Origin of the sequence: Aeromonas sp. S12(2024) (assembly GCF_041402305.1) — a bacterium.
Taxonomy (GTDB): domain Bacteria; phylum Pseudomonadota; class Gammaproteobacteria; order Enterobacterales; family Aeromonadaceae; genus Aeromonas; species Aeromonas veronii.
The window spans coordinates 1-14,062 of sequence record NZ_JBGLRB010000008.1; the positions used below are offsets into that span (position 1 = coordinate 1).

Here is a 14,062-nt window from a genome sequence, read left to right on the forward strand (position 1 = left end):
GCGCCGTGGAACCACCTGATCCCATGCCGAACTCAGAAGTGAAACGCGGTAGCGCCGATGGTAGTGTGGCATTCGCCATGCGAGAGTAGGACACTGCCAGGCACCCAATTTAAGAACCCCGCTCATCGAGCGGGGTTTTTTATTGCCTGCAATTTATTAAATCGTCTGATAACTAACCTTTTATTCCCTCTTCTCTGCCGTTTTCCCTGTTTTTCCTCCCCGATTTTCTCCGATTATGCCATCGCGGCTGGCGGTGGTTGTCGCTATAATGGCCGCCCTCAAGCAAGGTGGTGGTATGAAAGCAGAATATCTACAGCGATTCGGGGGCATTGCCCGTCTTTATGGTCAGAATGCCCAGCGTTCCTTTAGCCAGGCCAAGGTCTGTGTGGTGGGGATCGGCGGTGTGGGCTCCTGGGCGGCCGAGGCGCTGGCCCGCGCCGGTATCAACCAGATCACCCTGATCGACATGGACGATATCTGCATCACCAACACCAATCGCCAGATCCACGCCATGCAGGGTACGGTTGGTCGCCTAAAGACAGAGGTGATGGCCGAGCGCATTCGCGCCATCAATCCGGATTGCGAAGTGATCGAGGTGGACGATTTCGTCACCGCCGACAATCTGGCCGAGCATATCAAGCAGGAATTTGACTATGTGGTGGACGCCATCGACTCGGTCAAGGCCAAGGTGGCGCTGATTGCCTTCTGCAAGCGCAATAAGATCCCGGTGATTGTGGCGGGTGGTGCTGGCGGGCAGATGGACCCGACCCAAATTACCGTGGCCGATCTGGCCAAGACTTTTCAAGACCCGTTGGCCGCCAAGGTGCGCTCCGATTTGCGCCGATTGCACAACTTCAGCAAGAATCCGGCGCGCAAGTTCGGGGTGGAGTGTGTCTTCTCAACCGAGCAGCTGAGTTATCCGGATGGCAATGGTGGCACCTGTCAGGCCAAAGCGGCCAGCGATGGCACCATGAAGATGGATTGCGCCTCCGGCTTTGGCGCTGTGACGCCGGTGACGGCAACCTTTGGGCTGGTTGCCGCGTCCCGGGTATTGAAGAAAATTGCCGAGCGGGGTGCCCGTGCCGAGAAAGATGCTGGGAATGAAAACGCCGGGTCGATTAGCGAAGCGTAATCGACCGATGAACAAGGCGGGTTAGACTGCCTGCTCCCGGATCGCCAGCACGATCGCTCTGAGCCCGTTACCTCGTGACGGGCTCAAGTGTTTCTCAAGCCCCAGTTCGCTGAAATACCCTTCCATATCAAAAGCCTGGATCACCGCAGACGATTGGTGGTTAAGCGCCGCCAGCACGATAACGATCAGCCCGCGCACGATGCGGGCATCGGAATCACAGGCAAAATGCCAGCAGCCATCCTCGCTTTGTTCTCCCTTCAGCCAAGCCTGGCTTTCACACCCCTTGAGGCGGAACTCTTCCTGCTGCCATTCGCAGGGTAGAACCGGCAACTGCTTGCCGAGCTGGATGATGAGCCGGTACTGGTTCTCCCAGCCGTAAGCGGCGGCAAACTGCTGGCGGATGGTGTCAGCGTTGGGCTCAAGGCCAATCTGGGTATAGCTTGCGAGGTCACTCATTCGGTTGTCTGCCTTAGAAGAAGTCACTGAGTTTGTGCAGGGCGGCCAGCAGGGCGTCGACATCATCCCGATTGTTGTAGCAGGCCAAGGAGGCGCGCATGGTGCCGCCGATCCCGAGCGATTCCATCAGCGGCATGGCGCAGTGATGGCCGACTCGCAGGGCGATCCCCTGCATATCGATCAGGGTGGCGGCATCCTGCGGGTGGATGTCGTCGAGCAAGAAAGAGACAGCACCGGCGCGTTGGCCTGGTTCGCCGACCAGACGCAGCCCCGGCACCTGTTGCAGGCCAGCGACCAGATAGTCGGTCAGCGCTTCCTCATGCTGGGCAAGCGATTGCCGATCTTGCCCCATCACAAAGTCGATGGCGGCGGCGAGGCCAATAGCGCCAGCGATGTGGGGGGTGCCCGCCTCGAATTTGAAGGGCAGGGTATTGAAGGTGGTGCCGCTGAAACTGACCCGATCGATCATCTCGCCACCGGCTTGCCAGGGCGGCATCCGCTCCAGTAGTTCGGTGCGTCCCCACAACACGCCGATGCCGGTCGGGCCATAGAGTTTGTGGCCGGAGAAGGCGTAGAAGTCGCAGCCGATGGTTTGCACATCGACATCGAGATGAGCCACCGCCTGAGCGCCATCGAGCAGGGTCAGAGCGCCGACTGCCTTGGCCGCTGCCACCATCTCTTTGACCGGATTGACGGTACCGAGGGCATTTGAGACGTGGGCCACGCTTACCAGCCGGGTGCGTGGCCCCAGCATGGCGTGATAGGCGGCCAGATCGAGATCGCCCCGCTCATCGAGGGGGATAACCCGGATGACTGCGCCGGTGCGCTGGGCGACCAGTTGCCACGGGACGATATTGGCGTGGTGCTCCAAGGTGCTGAGGATGATTTCGTCCCCCGCCTTGAGCTCGCTCATCCCCCAGCTCTGGGCCACCAGATTGATCGCCTCCGTGGTGCCGCGGGTCCAGATCACTTCGTGGCTGCGGGGCGCATTGATAAAGCGGGCGACCGTCTCGCGGGCCGCTTCGAAGGCGCGGGTGGCACGGCCACTCAGGGCGTGGGCGGCACGGTGCACGTTGGCGTTGTCGACCCGATAGTAGTGAGCGATGGCATCCAGTACCGCTTGCGGTTTCTGGGTGGTGGCGGCGTTGTCCAGATAGACCAGAGGGTGGCCGTTTACCTCCTGCGCCAAGGCCGGAAACTGGCTGCGCAGTTGGTTGTGCTGTTGCTGATTCATGCTCCCCTCACTATCTGGAAAAAGTCATCATTTCGAAGGTCGGCCATGATCCTGAAAATAGCGCCCGAACACAAGGCGCGATAAGCCCGATTGGCGGTTGCTTGCCGTGCAGCAGGTACGGCTCATCGGGTGATTTCTGGTACAATGCCGCCCCTCATCATAAGCCAAGAGATCCGGCCCATGAAGCTCAACCCCAATCAGAACGAAGCGGTCAAGTATGTCTCCGGCCCTTGCCTGGTGCTGGCGGGTGCCGGATCGGGCAAGACCCGCGTCATCACCAACAAGATTGCCTATCTGGTGCAGCAGTGCGGCTACAGTGCGCGCAACATAGCTGCGGTCACCTTTACCAACAAGGCGGCGCGGGAGATGAAGGAGCGGGTTGGCCAGACTTTGGGGCGCAAGGAGGCGCGGGGGCTGATGGTCTCCACCTTCCATACCCTGGGGCTCGATATCATTCGTCGTGAGCACAAGAGCCTGAATCTCAAGGCCAACTTCTCCCTGTTCGATGACACCGACCAGCTGGCGCTGTTGAAAGAATTGACTGAAGACGAGCTCGACAACGACAAGGACAAGCTCTCGGCCCTGATCAGCCAAATCTCCAACTGGAAGAACGACCTCATCCTGCCCGCCCGCGCCATGCGTATCGCCCGCGGGCCGGAAGAGGTGCTGATGGCCCAGCTCTACGAGCGCTATCACCGCCAGATGGTGGCCTACAACGCGCTGGATTTTGACGACCTCATCGTTATGCCGACCCTGCTGCTCAAGAGCAATCAGGAGGTGCGCGAGCGTTGGCAGAACAAGATCCGCTATCTGCTGGTCGATGAGTACCAAGACACCAACACCAGCCAGTACGAGCTGGTGAAGCAGATCGTCGGCGAGCGGGCCCGTTTTACCGTGGTAGGGGATGATGACCAGTCCATCTACTCTTGGCGCGGTGCCAAGCCGCAGAATCTGGTGCTGCTGAGCGAGGATTTCCCCAGCCTCAAGCTGATCAAGCTGGAGCAGAACTACCGCTCCAAGCAGCGGATCCTCAAGTGCGCCAACATCCTGATCGCCAACAACCCGCACGTCTATGACAAGGCGCTCTTCTCCGAGTTGGATGAAGGGGTGAAGCTCAAGGTGCTGTTCGCCAAGAACGAGGAGCACGAAGCGGAGCGGATCGCTGCCGAGATGATGGGACACAAGTTTATGAACCGCACCCGGTTCAAGGATTACGCCATCCTCTATCGGGGCAACCATCAGTCGCGCATCTTCGAGAAGGCGTTGATGACCAACCGGATTCCTTATCGTATCTCCGGCGGTACCTCGTTTTTCTCCCGCACCGAGATCAAGGACATCATGGCCTACCTCAAGCTGCTGGTGAATCCGGATGAGGACACCGCCTTCCTGCGGGTGGTCAACCTGCCGCGCCGCGAGATTGGCCCCACTACCCTCGAAAAACTGGGTCAGTATGCTAACCAGCGCGGCAAGAGTCTGTTTGCCGCCAGCTTCGAGCTGGGGCTCGAGCAGCACCTATCCGGCCGTGGCCTCACTGCATTACAGGCCTTCACCAACTGGCTGGTTCGCCTTGGCGATCAGGCGCAGCGTGGCAATCCGGTGGAGGCGGTGCGGGACATGATCAAGGAGATCCACTACGAAGAGTGGCTCTACGAGACCTCCCCCAGCCCGAAAGCGGCCGAGATGCGGATGCAGAACGTCTCCACCCTCTATCGCTGGATCACCGAGATGCTTGAAGGGGATGAGCTGGAGGAGTCGATGACGCTGGCACAGGTGGTCACTCGCCTCACCCTGCGCGACATGATGGAGCGTAACGAGGGGGAGGATGACGCCGATCAGGTGCAGTTGATGACGCTGCATGCCTCCAAGGGGTTGGAGTTCCCCTATGTCTACATGGTGGGGATGGAGGAGGGCTTGCTGCCCCACCAGACCAGCATTGACGAGGACAATGTGGAGGAGGAGCGGCGTCTCGCCTACGTGGGGATCACCCGGGCTCAGACCGAACTGACTTTCACCCTCTGCAAGGAGCGGCGCCAGTTTGGCGAGTCGGTACGTCCGGAGCCAAGCCGCTTCCTGCTGGAGCTGCCACAGGATGATCTTGAATGGGAAAACCAGAAGAAGGTGACTGCCGAGGAGCGCCAGCAGAAGGGGCAGGTCGGTGTTGCCAACCTACGGGCGTTGTTCAAGAAGGATTAACCCTAAGGATTGGCCGGGGTCAGTAGCGGTACTATGTCTGCTCCCGGCATGGGCGGAGAGATATAGCGCCCTTGCCCCATCCGGCAGCCGATATCAATCAGCTTCTGCAACTGCTGCTGGTTCTCGATCCCCTCGACGACCAGGGTGTAATCGAGATCCTGACAGATATCCCGCATGGCGCGGATCAGCGCCAAATCTTTGGGTGATTGCAGCATCCGCTGCGTAAAGCTGTCATCCACCTTGATGTAATCCACCGGGAAGTGGAACAGAGCGTTGAGGGAGGAGAAGCCGGTCCCAAAATCATCGAGGCTGATCTGGATGCCCTTGGCGCGCAGCTCGTGCAGGGATGCCAGCGCATCGGAATCTTGCCGCGACAGCTCCCGCTCGTTGAATTCAAAAATCAGATAGCCGGGGGCGACCCCCTCCTCTTCGATGATCCCCATCAGTCGCATGATGTGGTCATGGTTGACCAGATGCTTGCCCGACAGATTGATGGCGATCTTGAACTTGCCCTGCCCGGAGATTGGCAGCCAGTTCTTCAGTTGCTGACAGGTGTGGCGCAGGATCTGGTAATCCAGCTCCAGAATCAGGCCGCACTGCTCTGCCAGCGGAATAAAGTCGAACGCATCCTTCAGGATGCCCTCCTCGGTCAGCCAGCGCGCCATCACCTCCAGTCCGGTCAGGCGGCTATCCTGCAGCCGGATCACCGGTTGGAAATAGGGGACGATACGCCCCTCCCGCAGGGCTCTGGCCAGCATCTCTTCCGGCGAATTCCAGTTCTGGTTGATGCAATCATCCGAGTAGCTGACGATGCGACTGCGACCATTGCGCTTGGCCTGATACATGGCCAAATCGGCCTGATGGAGCAGCTGGCTGATATCTGAGGTTTGCTCGGAGACGCTCGATACCCCCAGGCTGACGGTAATGCTCAGCTCGTTGCCGAGTAGCCGGAACGGATAGGAGAGACGGCTGATAATGCGGTTGAGCACCGGGCTGATGTCATCGTCGCTCTTGCTGCTGTCCAGATAGATGACAAATTCGTCGCCCCCCAGTCTGGCCACCAGATCGTTTTGCCGGATGCAGGTCTGCAGGCGGCGGCTCACCTCCTTGAGCAGCTGATCGCCAGCGCTGTGGCCCAGGGTGTCATTGATCTGCTTGAAATGATCCACATCGATAAAAATTACCGCGAATCCCGGCGATTTGTAGCGGTTGTAGTGGGTCATGGCGTGGTTGAGGTGGTTCATCAACAGCGCGCGGTTGGGCAGCTGGGTCAGCGGGTCGTGAAGCGCATCGAATTGCAGCCGCCGTTCCAGCTCCTGATGCTGCTTGAGCTGCTTTTGCAGCCTGAGGTTGGTCTGACGCAGCTGTTGCAGCCGCTGGTTGATGGAGTCTTCGGTATTGATGTCGTTGAGCTGCTGGCGGATCCGTCTCAGCTCCAGCAGCAGGGTGAGCTGGCCACGCAGGAAGTCGAGAAACAGCTTGTCGTCGGTCTCCAGCGGTTGAGCAGTGCTGATGATGAAGTGGGCGAAGTACTGTTGTTGCAGCCGCAGCGGCATGCTGTGCCAGTAGCGTGACTCCCTGCTCACCTCGATATTGCTGGTGCTGTGGCACAAGCCGCTGATGAACTCATCTCCTTGATGGGGATGGGCAGGGTAGATCTTTTCCAGCTTCTGACTGGTTAGCCTGACCAGCAGCATATCCTCAATGGCGAGCATCTGGCGCAGCACCGCCTCCAGCTGGGAGAAGAGCGCCTGACCGGGCAGGGTGTTGGCCAGTCGCATGATGCGGCTGATGCTCTCGATTTTCTTTTTCCAGTTCGGGTCTTTGCGGATCAGGGGTGAAGGGAGCTCGGTGAGATGGGATCCCGCCTGGGTTTCGGTCAGCCGTTTGGCCAGACACTCCAGCAGCAGACGCAGGGTCGGCAGGTCGGCTGGTGTGCCACGCGCCAGCAACCACTGTATCTGGCCATGCTCGATGGGGAAGACGCACCACCCTTCGGCTTCATCCAGCTGGGTGAGTTGATCGGTGATGCGGGACTGCTCACGGCCCAGCTGTTGCTTGAAGATGTCGCTGACCTTGTAGGCGTAAAGCCAGTTCAGACCGGTATCGGAGAGGCCCAGCATGCCGAAATGTTGCAGCGGGCAGAGTTGGTCAATCTGCTGGATCAGGGCATCGTAATCGTCAGACGTGGCGGTTTGTGGCGCCGGGAAGTCCATAATGGAAGAGACCAACGCCAACAGAGGAGTTGAGTAATGGGGTTCGATGGATTGGGACGACATGTGCAACTCCCGATATGTCTACCTTACAAGAGTAGTCGGAAGCCGATAGATTGAAAGGGCCGCAATTGCGGCCCTTTCAAATACTTACAGCTTGTCGATCATGTAGTGGATGGCGTTTTCAATCTCTTCATCACTACAGTTCGCACAGGTGCCGCGCGGAGGCATCATGCCGGACTTGCCGGTAAAGCCTTCAATGGCATGTTTCTTGAGAGTATCAATGCCCTGGGCGATGCGAGGATCCCAGGCGGCCTTGTCACCCCGTTTGGGGGCACCGGCGGCGCCGGTGTCGTGACAGGCAAAGCAGGCGCCCTTGTATACCGTTTCGCCATCGCGGGGACCGGAAGAGGCGGCCGCCGTCGGTGCAGCACTCGCGCCGGCAATACCTTCCAGATCCTTGGCGGTATAGACCTGACCGATTGGTTTAATCCGCTCGGCAATGGCCTCCGGTGACATCTCATCGGCAGCAAGCACTGCCCCAGACAAGCTGGCGGCCGTCATCCCGACAGCCAGCAAATAGCTCAGTTTTTTCAACACGCTCATATACTCCCAGCAGTCTTTTATTATCCATGTAAACGACGGGATTATAACCGAATAGTTACAGCCATTTAAACGCTTGTGTGTGAAGTGTTAAACACTCTGCGTACAAAGTTTTGGGCGATATCACGGCAATTCGGGTGGTGGAGATAAAAAGAAACCCGGCATTCGCCGGGTTTCGGGTACCCAAGGGGTGAAATGGGTTATTTGTCCCAGCTCAGGATCACCTTGCCGGAGTGGCCGGAGCGCATCGCATCGAACCCCTGCTGGAATTCGTCGATGTGGAATCTGTGGGTGATGATGGGGGAGAGATCCAGCCCGGACTGGATCAGGCTGGCCATTTTGTACCAGGTCTCGAACATCTCGCGGCCATAGATCCCTTTGATAAACAGCCCCTTGAAGATCACCTTGTTCCAGTCGATGGCCATGGTGGAGGGGGGGATGCCGAGCATGGCGATCTTGCCGCCGTGGTTCATCTTGTCGAGCATCTCCTGGAAGGCGCTCGGGACGCCGGACATCTCCAGCCCCACATCGAAGCCTTCGGTCATGCCCAGCTCGCTCATCACGTCGGCCAGCTTCTCCTTGGCCACGTTGACCGCGCGGGTGGCGCCCATCTTGCGGGCTAGCTCCAGCCGGTATTCGTTGACATCGGTGATCACCACGTGGCGCGCACCCACATGGCGGCAGACGGCGGCAGCCATGATGCCGATAGGACCCGCCCCGGTGATGAGCACATCTTCACCCACCAGATCGAAGGAGAGGGCGGTGTGCACCGCATTGCCGAACGGGTCGAAGATGGCAGCCAGCTCGTCCGGGATATTGTCCGGCAGCTTGAAGGCGTTGAATGCGGGGATCACCAGATACTCGGCAAAAGCACCCGGACGGTTGACGCCGACGCCAATGGTGTTGCGGCAGAGGTGAGTGCGGCCGGCGCGACAGTTGCGGCAGTGACCGCAGGTGATGTGCCCTTCGCCGGAGACCCGATCGCCGATGGCGAAGCCGCGCACCTCCTGACCGATGGCGACCACTTCCCCGACATATTCGTGGCCGACCACCATGGGTACCGGAATGGTCTTCTGGGACCACTCGTCCCAGTTGTAGATGTGGATATCGGTGCCGCAGATGGCGGTTTTGCGGATCTTGATCAGCAGGTCGTTGTGGCCGAGCTCGGGAGCCGGCACATCCGTCATCCAGATGCCGACCTCTTTGTGCAGTTTGGAGAGTGCTTTCATGGCTGTTCCTTCAATATGAATGCAGAAAAAAGGGGCTGCAGCCCCTTGATTCAAATCAGATAACGCCGAGTTCACGGCCGATGCGGATAAAGGCGTCGATCGCCTTGTCCAGCTGCTCGCGGGTGTGAGCGGCAGACATCTGGGTGCGAATGCGGGCCTGACCCTTGGGCACGACCGGGAAGGAGAAGCCCACCACATAGATGCCGGCTGCCAGCATGCGGCTCGCCATTTCGGAGGCCAGTTTGGCATCCCCCAGCATCACCGGAATGATGGCGTGGTCGGCGCCAGCCAGAGTGAAGCCAGCGGCGCTCATCCGCTCGCGGAAGTAACGGCTGTTCTCTTTCAGGCGGGCGCGCAGGTCGTGACCCTCGGCCAGCATGTCGATCACCTTGATGGTGGCGGCAACGATGGAGGGGGCCAGCGAGTTGGAGAAGAGGTAAGGGCGGGAGCGCTGGCGCAGCCAGTCGATCACCTCTTTCTTGCCGGAGGTATAGCCGCCGGATGCGCCGCCGAGCGCCTTGCCCAGAGTGCCGGTGATGATGTCGACCCGATCCATCACGCCGCAATATTCGTGGGTGCCACGACCGTTTTCGCCGATAAAGCCGACGGCGTGGGAGTCATCCACCATCACCAGCGCATCGTATTTGTCTGCCAGATCGCAGATGGATTTGAGGTCAGCGATGACCCCATCCATGGAGAAGACACCGTCGGTGGCGATCAGCTTGAAGCGGGCGCCATCGGCGTCAGCCTGCTTGAGCTGGGCTTCCAGCTCGGCCATGTCGTTGTTGGCGTAGCGATAACGCTTGGCCTTGCACAGCCGCACGCCGTCGATGATGGAGGCGTGGTTGAGGGCATCGGAGATGATGGCATCTTCGGCGCCGAATAGGGTCTCGAACAGGCCGCCATTGGCATCGTAACAGGAGGAGTAGAGGATGGTGTCTTCGGTACCGAGGAAGGCAGACATCTTCTGCTCCAGCGCTTTGTGCTGATCCTGGGTGCCACAGATGAAGCGCACCGAGGCCATGCCGAAGCCGTGGCTGTCGAGTCCCTGATGGGCGGCAGCGATCAGATCCGGGTGGTTGGCCAGCCCAAGATAGTTGTTGGCACAGAAGTTCAGTACCTGCTCACCGCCGACGGCGATGCTGGCCTGTTGGGCGGAGGTGATGATGCGCTCCTGCTTGTACAACCCTTCAGCTTGCACCTGGTTCAGTTGCTCGGTCAGGTGACGATAGAATCCGTTAGACATCCTCGATCCTTAGTGGCTATTTCAGCTGCGTATCAACAGAGGGCGACATTTTACTGCAATCTGTTGCGGTAAATTCAAATGATTGTGCTGATATTCAACAAATGTGAAACAGATCTCACCCAGCTGGTTGGGCCAGCTGACGGTAGTGCTGTTCCAGTTGCTGGATCTGTCCGGCCACCTGGGGTTGCACATAGGGGCGCAGCAGGAACAGCACCTTCAACACGCCCTGATAGAGCAGAGGTTTGGTGATGCGGGTGTTGGGGGCCTGGGCAATCTGGAACGGGATCCAGCAGGTCACCACCATTTTGATGGTCTGGCCCAGATCCGGCAGGTCTTCATCGCTGACATCTATGATGCCCCCTTCGCGCAGGCTTCTGAGCAGCGCGACCACGGAAGAACGCATCTGCTCCTGGGCCTTGAGGTACTTCTGTTGCAGCGGCTCGTCACGGCTCAGGATGTCCGGCAGATTGGCGTAGAAGAAGCGGAACTGCCACATCAGATAGAAGATGGCATCGAGATAGCCCATCAGATCCTGCAGGGTGATTTCACGGTTGCGGGTCGGCACGAAGCTCTCGCTCAGGTGACGGGCATACTGGTCGAAGATGGAGTGGATGATGTCTTCTTTATTGCGGAAGTGGTAGTAGAGGTTGCCCGGGCTGATACCCATGTGCGCCGCAATATGGTTGGTGGTGATGTTGCGTTCACCCTGATCGTTGAACAGCTCGGTCGCGCTGTGAATGATCCTGTCTCTGGTTTTCATCACTCATTCCTCCAACAGGTTCCGCTCGGGGCAGTTTTGAACAAGGTCGAATCCCCGGACGGCCCGTGATAAACTTTTCGGCAATTTCAAATTGGCTCACTATACACAGCTTTAACAAGCAGTCACATGTAGCCATCAACGTACGAGAGGCAAACTCCATGATCGTAGTAACTGGCGGTGCTGGCTTTATCGGCAGCAATCTGGTCAAGCAGCTGAACGCTCAAGGACGGACCGATATCGTGGTCATTGATGACCTGACCGACGGCACCAAGTTCGTCAACCTGGTCGATCTGACCATCGCTGACTACATGGACAAAGACGAGTTTCAGGCGCGCATCGTCTCCGGCGACGAGTTTGAAGAGTGGGACAACGGCATCGAGGTGATCTTCCACGAAGGCGCCTGCTCTGCGACTACCGAATGGAACGGCAAGTTCATCATGGAGGTCAACTACGAGTACTCCAAGGATCTGTTCCACTACTGCATCGAGCGTGAAATTCCATTCATTTACGCCTCTTCTGCCGCGACCTACGGTGGCCGCAACGACAACTTCATCGAAGATCCCAAGTTCGAACAGCCGCTCAACGTCTATGGCTACTCCAAGCAGCTGTTTGACCAGTACGTGCGCCGCTGGATGCCGGAGATCAACTCTCAGGTTGTTGGCCTCAAGTACTTCAACGTCTACGGTCCGCGCGAGCAGCACAAGGGCTCCATGGCCTCCGTTGCCTTCCATCTCAATACCCAGGTGAAGAAGGGCGAGAATCCCAAGCTGTTCGAAGGTTGCGATGGCTTCCCGAACGGTGGTCAGATGCGTGACTTCATCTATATCGACGACGTCTGCAAGGTAAACCTCTGGTTCTGGCAGAACCCGCAGCACTCCGGCATCTTCAACTGCGGTACCGGCCGTGCCGAGCCATTCCAGAACGTGGCTGAAGCGGTGATCAAGCATCATCAGAAGGGTTCTATCGAATACATCCCCTTCCCGGATCACCTCAAGGGTCGCTACCAGAGCTTCACCCAGGCTGACATGACCAAGCTGCGCAGCGTGGGTTATGACGCCGAGTTTAAAACCGTTGCCGAAGGGGTAGCGGATTACATGGCTTGGCTCAACCGCTAACAGGTGAGCACAACGCGGCAGTTTGAGCGCAAAACCGGAAGTGGGCACTCGCCTGCTTCCGGTTTCTGGTCTCTGTGGCTGCTTGCCGTTCCTCTCTTATCTACCGGGTAACCGCGCGATGAATATATTGATGGCACTCTCCCAGCTCGAGGTAACGGGAGCTGAGGTCTATGCCACCACGGTCGGTAACGAACTGACCCGGCGTGGTCACAACGTCTTTTATGTGTCAGATACCCTGACCAAGCCGACGCTTGGTCCCGTCTTCAAGCTGAGATTCAACAAGCGCAGCATTCTGCGCCGCTTCTGGCACGTCTTTTACCTCATCTATCTCATCAAGAAGCATCATATTCAGTTGGTGCATGCTCACTCCCGCGCCTCCGGCTGGAGCAGTTATGTGGCCTGCAAGCTGACTGGCACCCCGATGATCACCACGGTTCATGGTCGCCAGCCAGTGCACGCTTCGCGCAAAGCCTTCCATGCCCTTGGGCTTAGGGCGGTTGCCGTTTGTGAGGATATTGCCCGGCAGATCATCGACAACCTTGGCGTGGATCCCGCCATTGTGCAGGTGCTGCGCAACGGTATCGAAACCGACAAATTCCAGCCTGTGCCTGTGCCGGACAACCCAAAGCCGGTGATTGCTATCATTGGCCGTTTGAGCGGCCCCAAAGGGGAGCTCTGTTACCGTCTGCTCGACGAGGTACTCGATCTGGATGCCTGCAAGGTGCGGATTGTCAGTGGTACCAAGGTGCCTGAGCGCTTTGCCCGTTTCGAAGGCCGTGCCGAGTTTGTTGGCTATGTTGACGATGTGCCCGCTCTGCTGGCGAGTTGCGATCTGGTGATCGGCGCCGGTCGGGTAGCGATGGAAGCACTGCTCTGTGGTCGGCCCGCCTTTGCCATTGGTGAAGCCAGGGCCATTGGTCTGGTGACGGAACGAAATCTCGATGAGGCGCTGGCCAGCAATTTTGGCGATATCGGCCCCAAGGATCTGGCTATCGATTTTGCTGCCCTTAAGGGAGAAATCGAGACCGCTTTGACCAGCAAGACGGTGCCGGAAGCCATTCGCCAACGCATTCAAGATGAGTATGGCTTGCAGGGGGTAGTATCTGGCCTCGAAACCATCTATCAGGATGCCGTAGTCGAAACACTGCGCCGCGAGATGCCGGTCATCATGTACCACCGTTTTATCGAGCAGGATAGCGAGAAAGGGGTGCATGGCACCTGGATGCCGATCTCCATGTTCGAGAAGCATCTGCGACTGATGAAGTGGCTCGGCTACGAAACACTAACTTTCCGTGATTTGGCAGACAAAGGCTTTATCTACCGTCTGCAATACGGCAAGAAGTACCTGATGATCACCGCCGATGACGGCTATCAGGACAACCTGACCCGCATGCTGCCACTGCTGGAAAAATATGGTTACAAAGCCGTGGTGTACGTGGTCACCGGCGAAGGTTATAACCGTTGGGATGTGGATCATCCGACCAATCCGGATACCAAGGTCTCATTGATGAGTGGTGAGCAGGTCAAGGCGCTGGCCGCTAGCGGTCATGTGGAGATTGGGGGTCATACCCTGACTCACCCCCGCTTGAGCAAGCTCACACCCGAACAACAAGCCCATGAAATTCAGGAGAATAAACGCCAACTGGAGGCCCTGCTTGGCCATTCGTTGCTCTCGTTTGCCTACCCTTACGGAGATATGAACGAGAGTGCCAAGGAGCAGGCTATCGCTGCCGGGTATCGTTTTGCCGTTGCTACCAATAGCGGCCCCAAAGCGATGCACCAGGACCCCTACCAGATCCGCCGGATTGCTATCTTCCCCCGAACCGATGTGTTCGGATTGTGGCGCAAAATTCGCGGTAATTATGTGTTTAGGAAATGACT

At 58.2% G+C, this 14,062-nt stretch carries 11 protein-coding genes and 1 rRNA gene; 5 read left to right on the top strand and 7 right to left on the bottom strand.

The features are described from left to right. Positions 1-102: ribosomal RNA gene (gene rrf, locus ACB035_RS09535) — 5S ribosomal RNA — on the top strand; the annotation flags it as partial. Between the two features lie 193 nt (positions 103-295). Beyond that, positions 296-1,132, top strand: coding sequence for a tRNA cyclic N6-threonylcarbamoyladenosine(37) synthase TcdA (gene tcdA, locus ACB035_RS09540; RefSeq protein ID WP_371167157.1), 837 nt, complete (start codon positions 296-298; stop codon positions 1,130-1,132). Between the two features lie 21 nt (positions 1,133-1,153). On the opposite strand, the gene ACB035_RS09545 is transcribed toward tcdA, so the two are convergent. Further along, entirely contained in the window at positions 1,154-1,588 is a 435-nt protein-coding gene (locus tag ACB035_RS09545) for a SufE family protein (RefSeq protein ID WP_362772680.1), read from the bottom strand. Positions 1,589-1,601: 13 nt separating this feature from the next. Further along, positions 1,602-2,822, bottom strand: coding sequence for an aminotransferase class V-fold PLP-dependent enzyme (locus tag ACB035_RS09550; RefSeq protein ID WP_371167158.1), 1,221 nt, complete (start codon positions 2,820-2,822; stop codon positions 1,602-1,604). Positions 2,823-3,002: 180 nt separating this feature from the next. Between ACB035_RS09550 and rep the strand changes: the two genes are divergently transcribed. Then, positions 3,003-5,015 (top strand): DNA helicase Rep, encoded by a 2,013-nt coding sequence (gene rep / locus ACB035_RS09555; RefSeq protein ID WP_371167159.1) that lies wholly within the window; start codon positions 3,003-3,005, stop codon positions 5,013-5,015. Positions 5,016-5,017: 2 nt separating this feature from the next. Here the strand turns inward: rep and ACB035_RS09560 are convergent, their stop codons facing one another. The 5 genes from ACB035_RS09560 to ACB035_RS09580 all read right to left on the bottom strand — a co-directional run bounded on the left by ACB035_RS09560 (position 5,018) and on the right by ACB035_RS09580 (position 11,066). Then, positions 5,018-7,294, bottom strand: coding sequence for a putative bifunctional diguanylate cyclase/phosphodiesterase (locus ACB035_RS09560; RefSeq protein WP_371167160.1), 2,277 nt, complete (start codon positions 7,292-7,294; stop codon positions 5,018-5,020). A gap of 84 nt (positions 7,295-7,378) precedes the next feature. After that, the gene (locus ACB035_RS09565) at positions 7,379-7,834 is read right to left on the bottom strand and encodes a cytochrome c5 family protein (RefSeq protein ID WP_041234042.1); all 456 of its coding nucleotides are present in this window, start codon (positions 7,832-7,834) and stop codon (positions 7,379-7,381) included. A gap of 197 nt (positions 7,835-8,031) precedes the next feature. After that, positions 8,032-9,060, bottom strand: a complete 1,029-nt coding sequence (tdh, locus tag ACB035_RS09570) for an L-threonine 3-dehydrogenase (protein WP_005340852.1) — start codon at positions 9,058-9,060, stop codon at positions 8,032-8,034. Positions 9,061-9,115: 55 nt separating this feature from the next. Continuing rightward, positions 9,116-10,306 carry a glycine C-acetyltransferase gene (kbl, locus tag ACB035_RS09575; RefSeq protein ID WP_371167161.1) on the bottom strand — a complete coding sequence of 397 codons (1,191 nt, stop codon included), beginning with the start codon at positions 10,304-10,306 and terminating at the stop codon, positions 9,116-9,118. Positions 10,307-10,421: 115 nt separating this feature from the next. After that, positions 10,422-11,066 carry a TetR/AcrR family transcriptional regulator gene (locus ACB035_RS09580; protein ID WP_005340848.1) on the bottom strand — a complete coding sequence of 215 codons (645 nt, stop codon included), beginning with the start codon at positions 11,064-11,066 and terminating at the stop codon, positions 10,422-10,424. Positions 11,067-11,224: 158 nt separating this feature from the next. Between ACB035_RS09580 and rfaD the strand changes: the two genes are divergently transcribed. Continuing rightward, positions 11,225-12,181 carry an ADP-glyceromanno-heptose 6-epimerase gene (rfaD, locus tag ACB035_RS09585; RefSeq protein ID WP_040069912.1) on the top strand — a complete coding sequence of 319 codons (957 nt, stop codon included), beginning with the start codon at positions 11,225-11,227 and terminating at the stop codon, positions 12,179-12,181. 118 nt (positions 12,182-12,299) lie between these two features. Further along, positions 12,300-14,060 (top strand): polysaccharide deacetylase family protein, encoded by a 1,761-nt coding sequence (locus ACB035_RS09590; RefSeq protein WP_371167162.1) that lies wholly within the window; start codon positions 12,300-12,302, stop codon positions 14,058-14,060. Positions 14,061-14,062 lie beyond the last annotated feature (2 nt).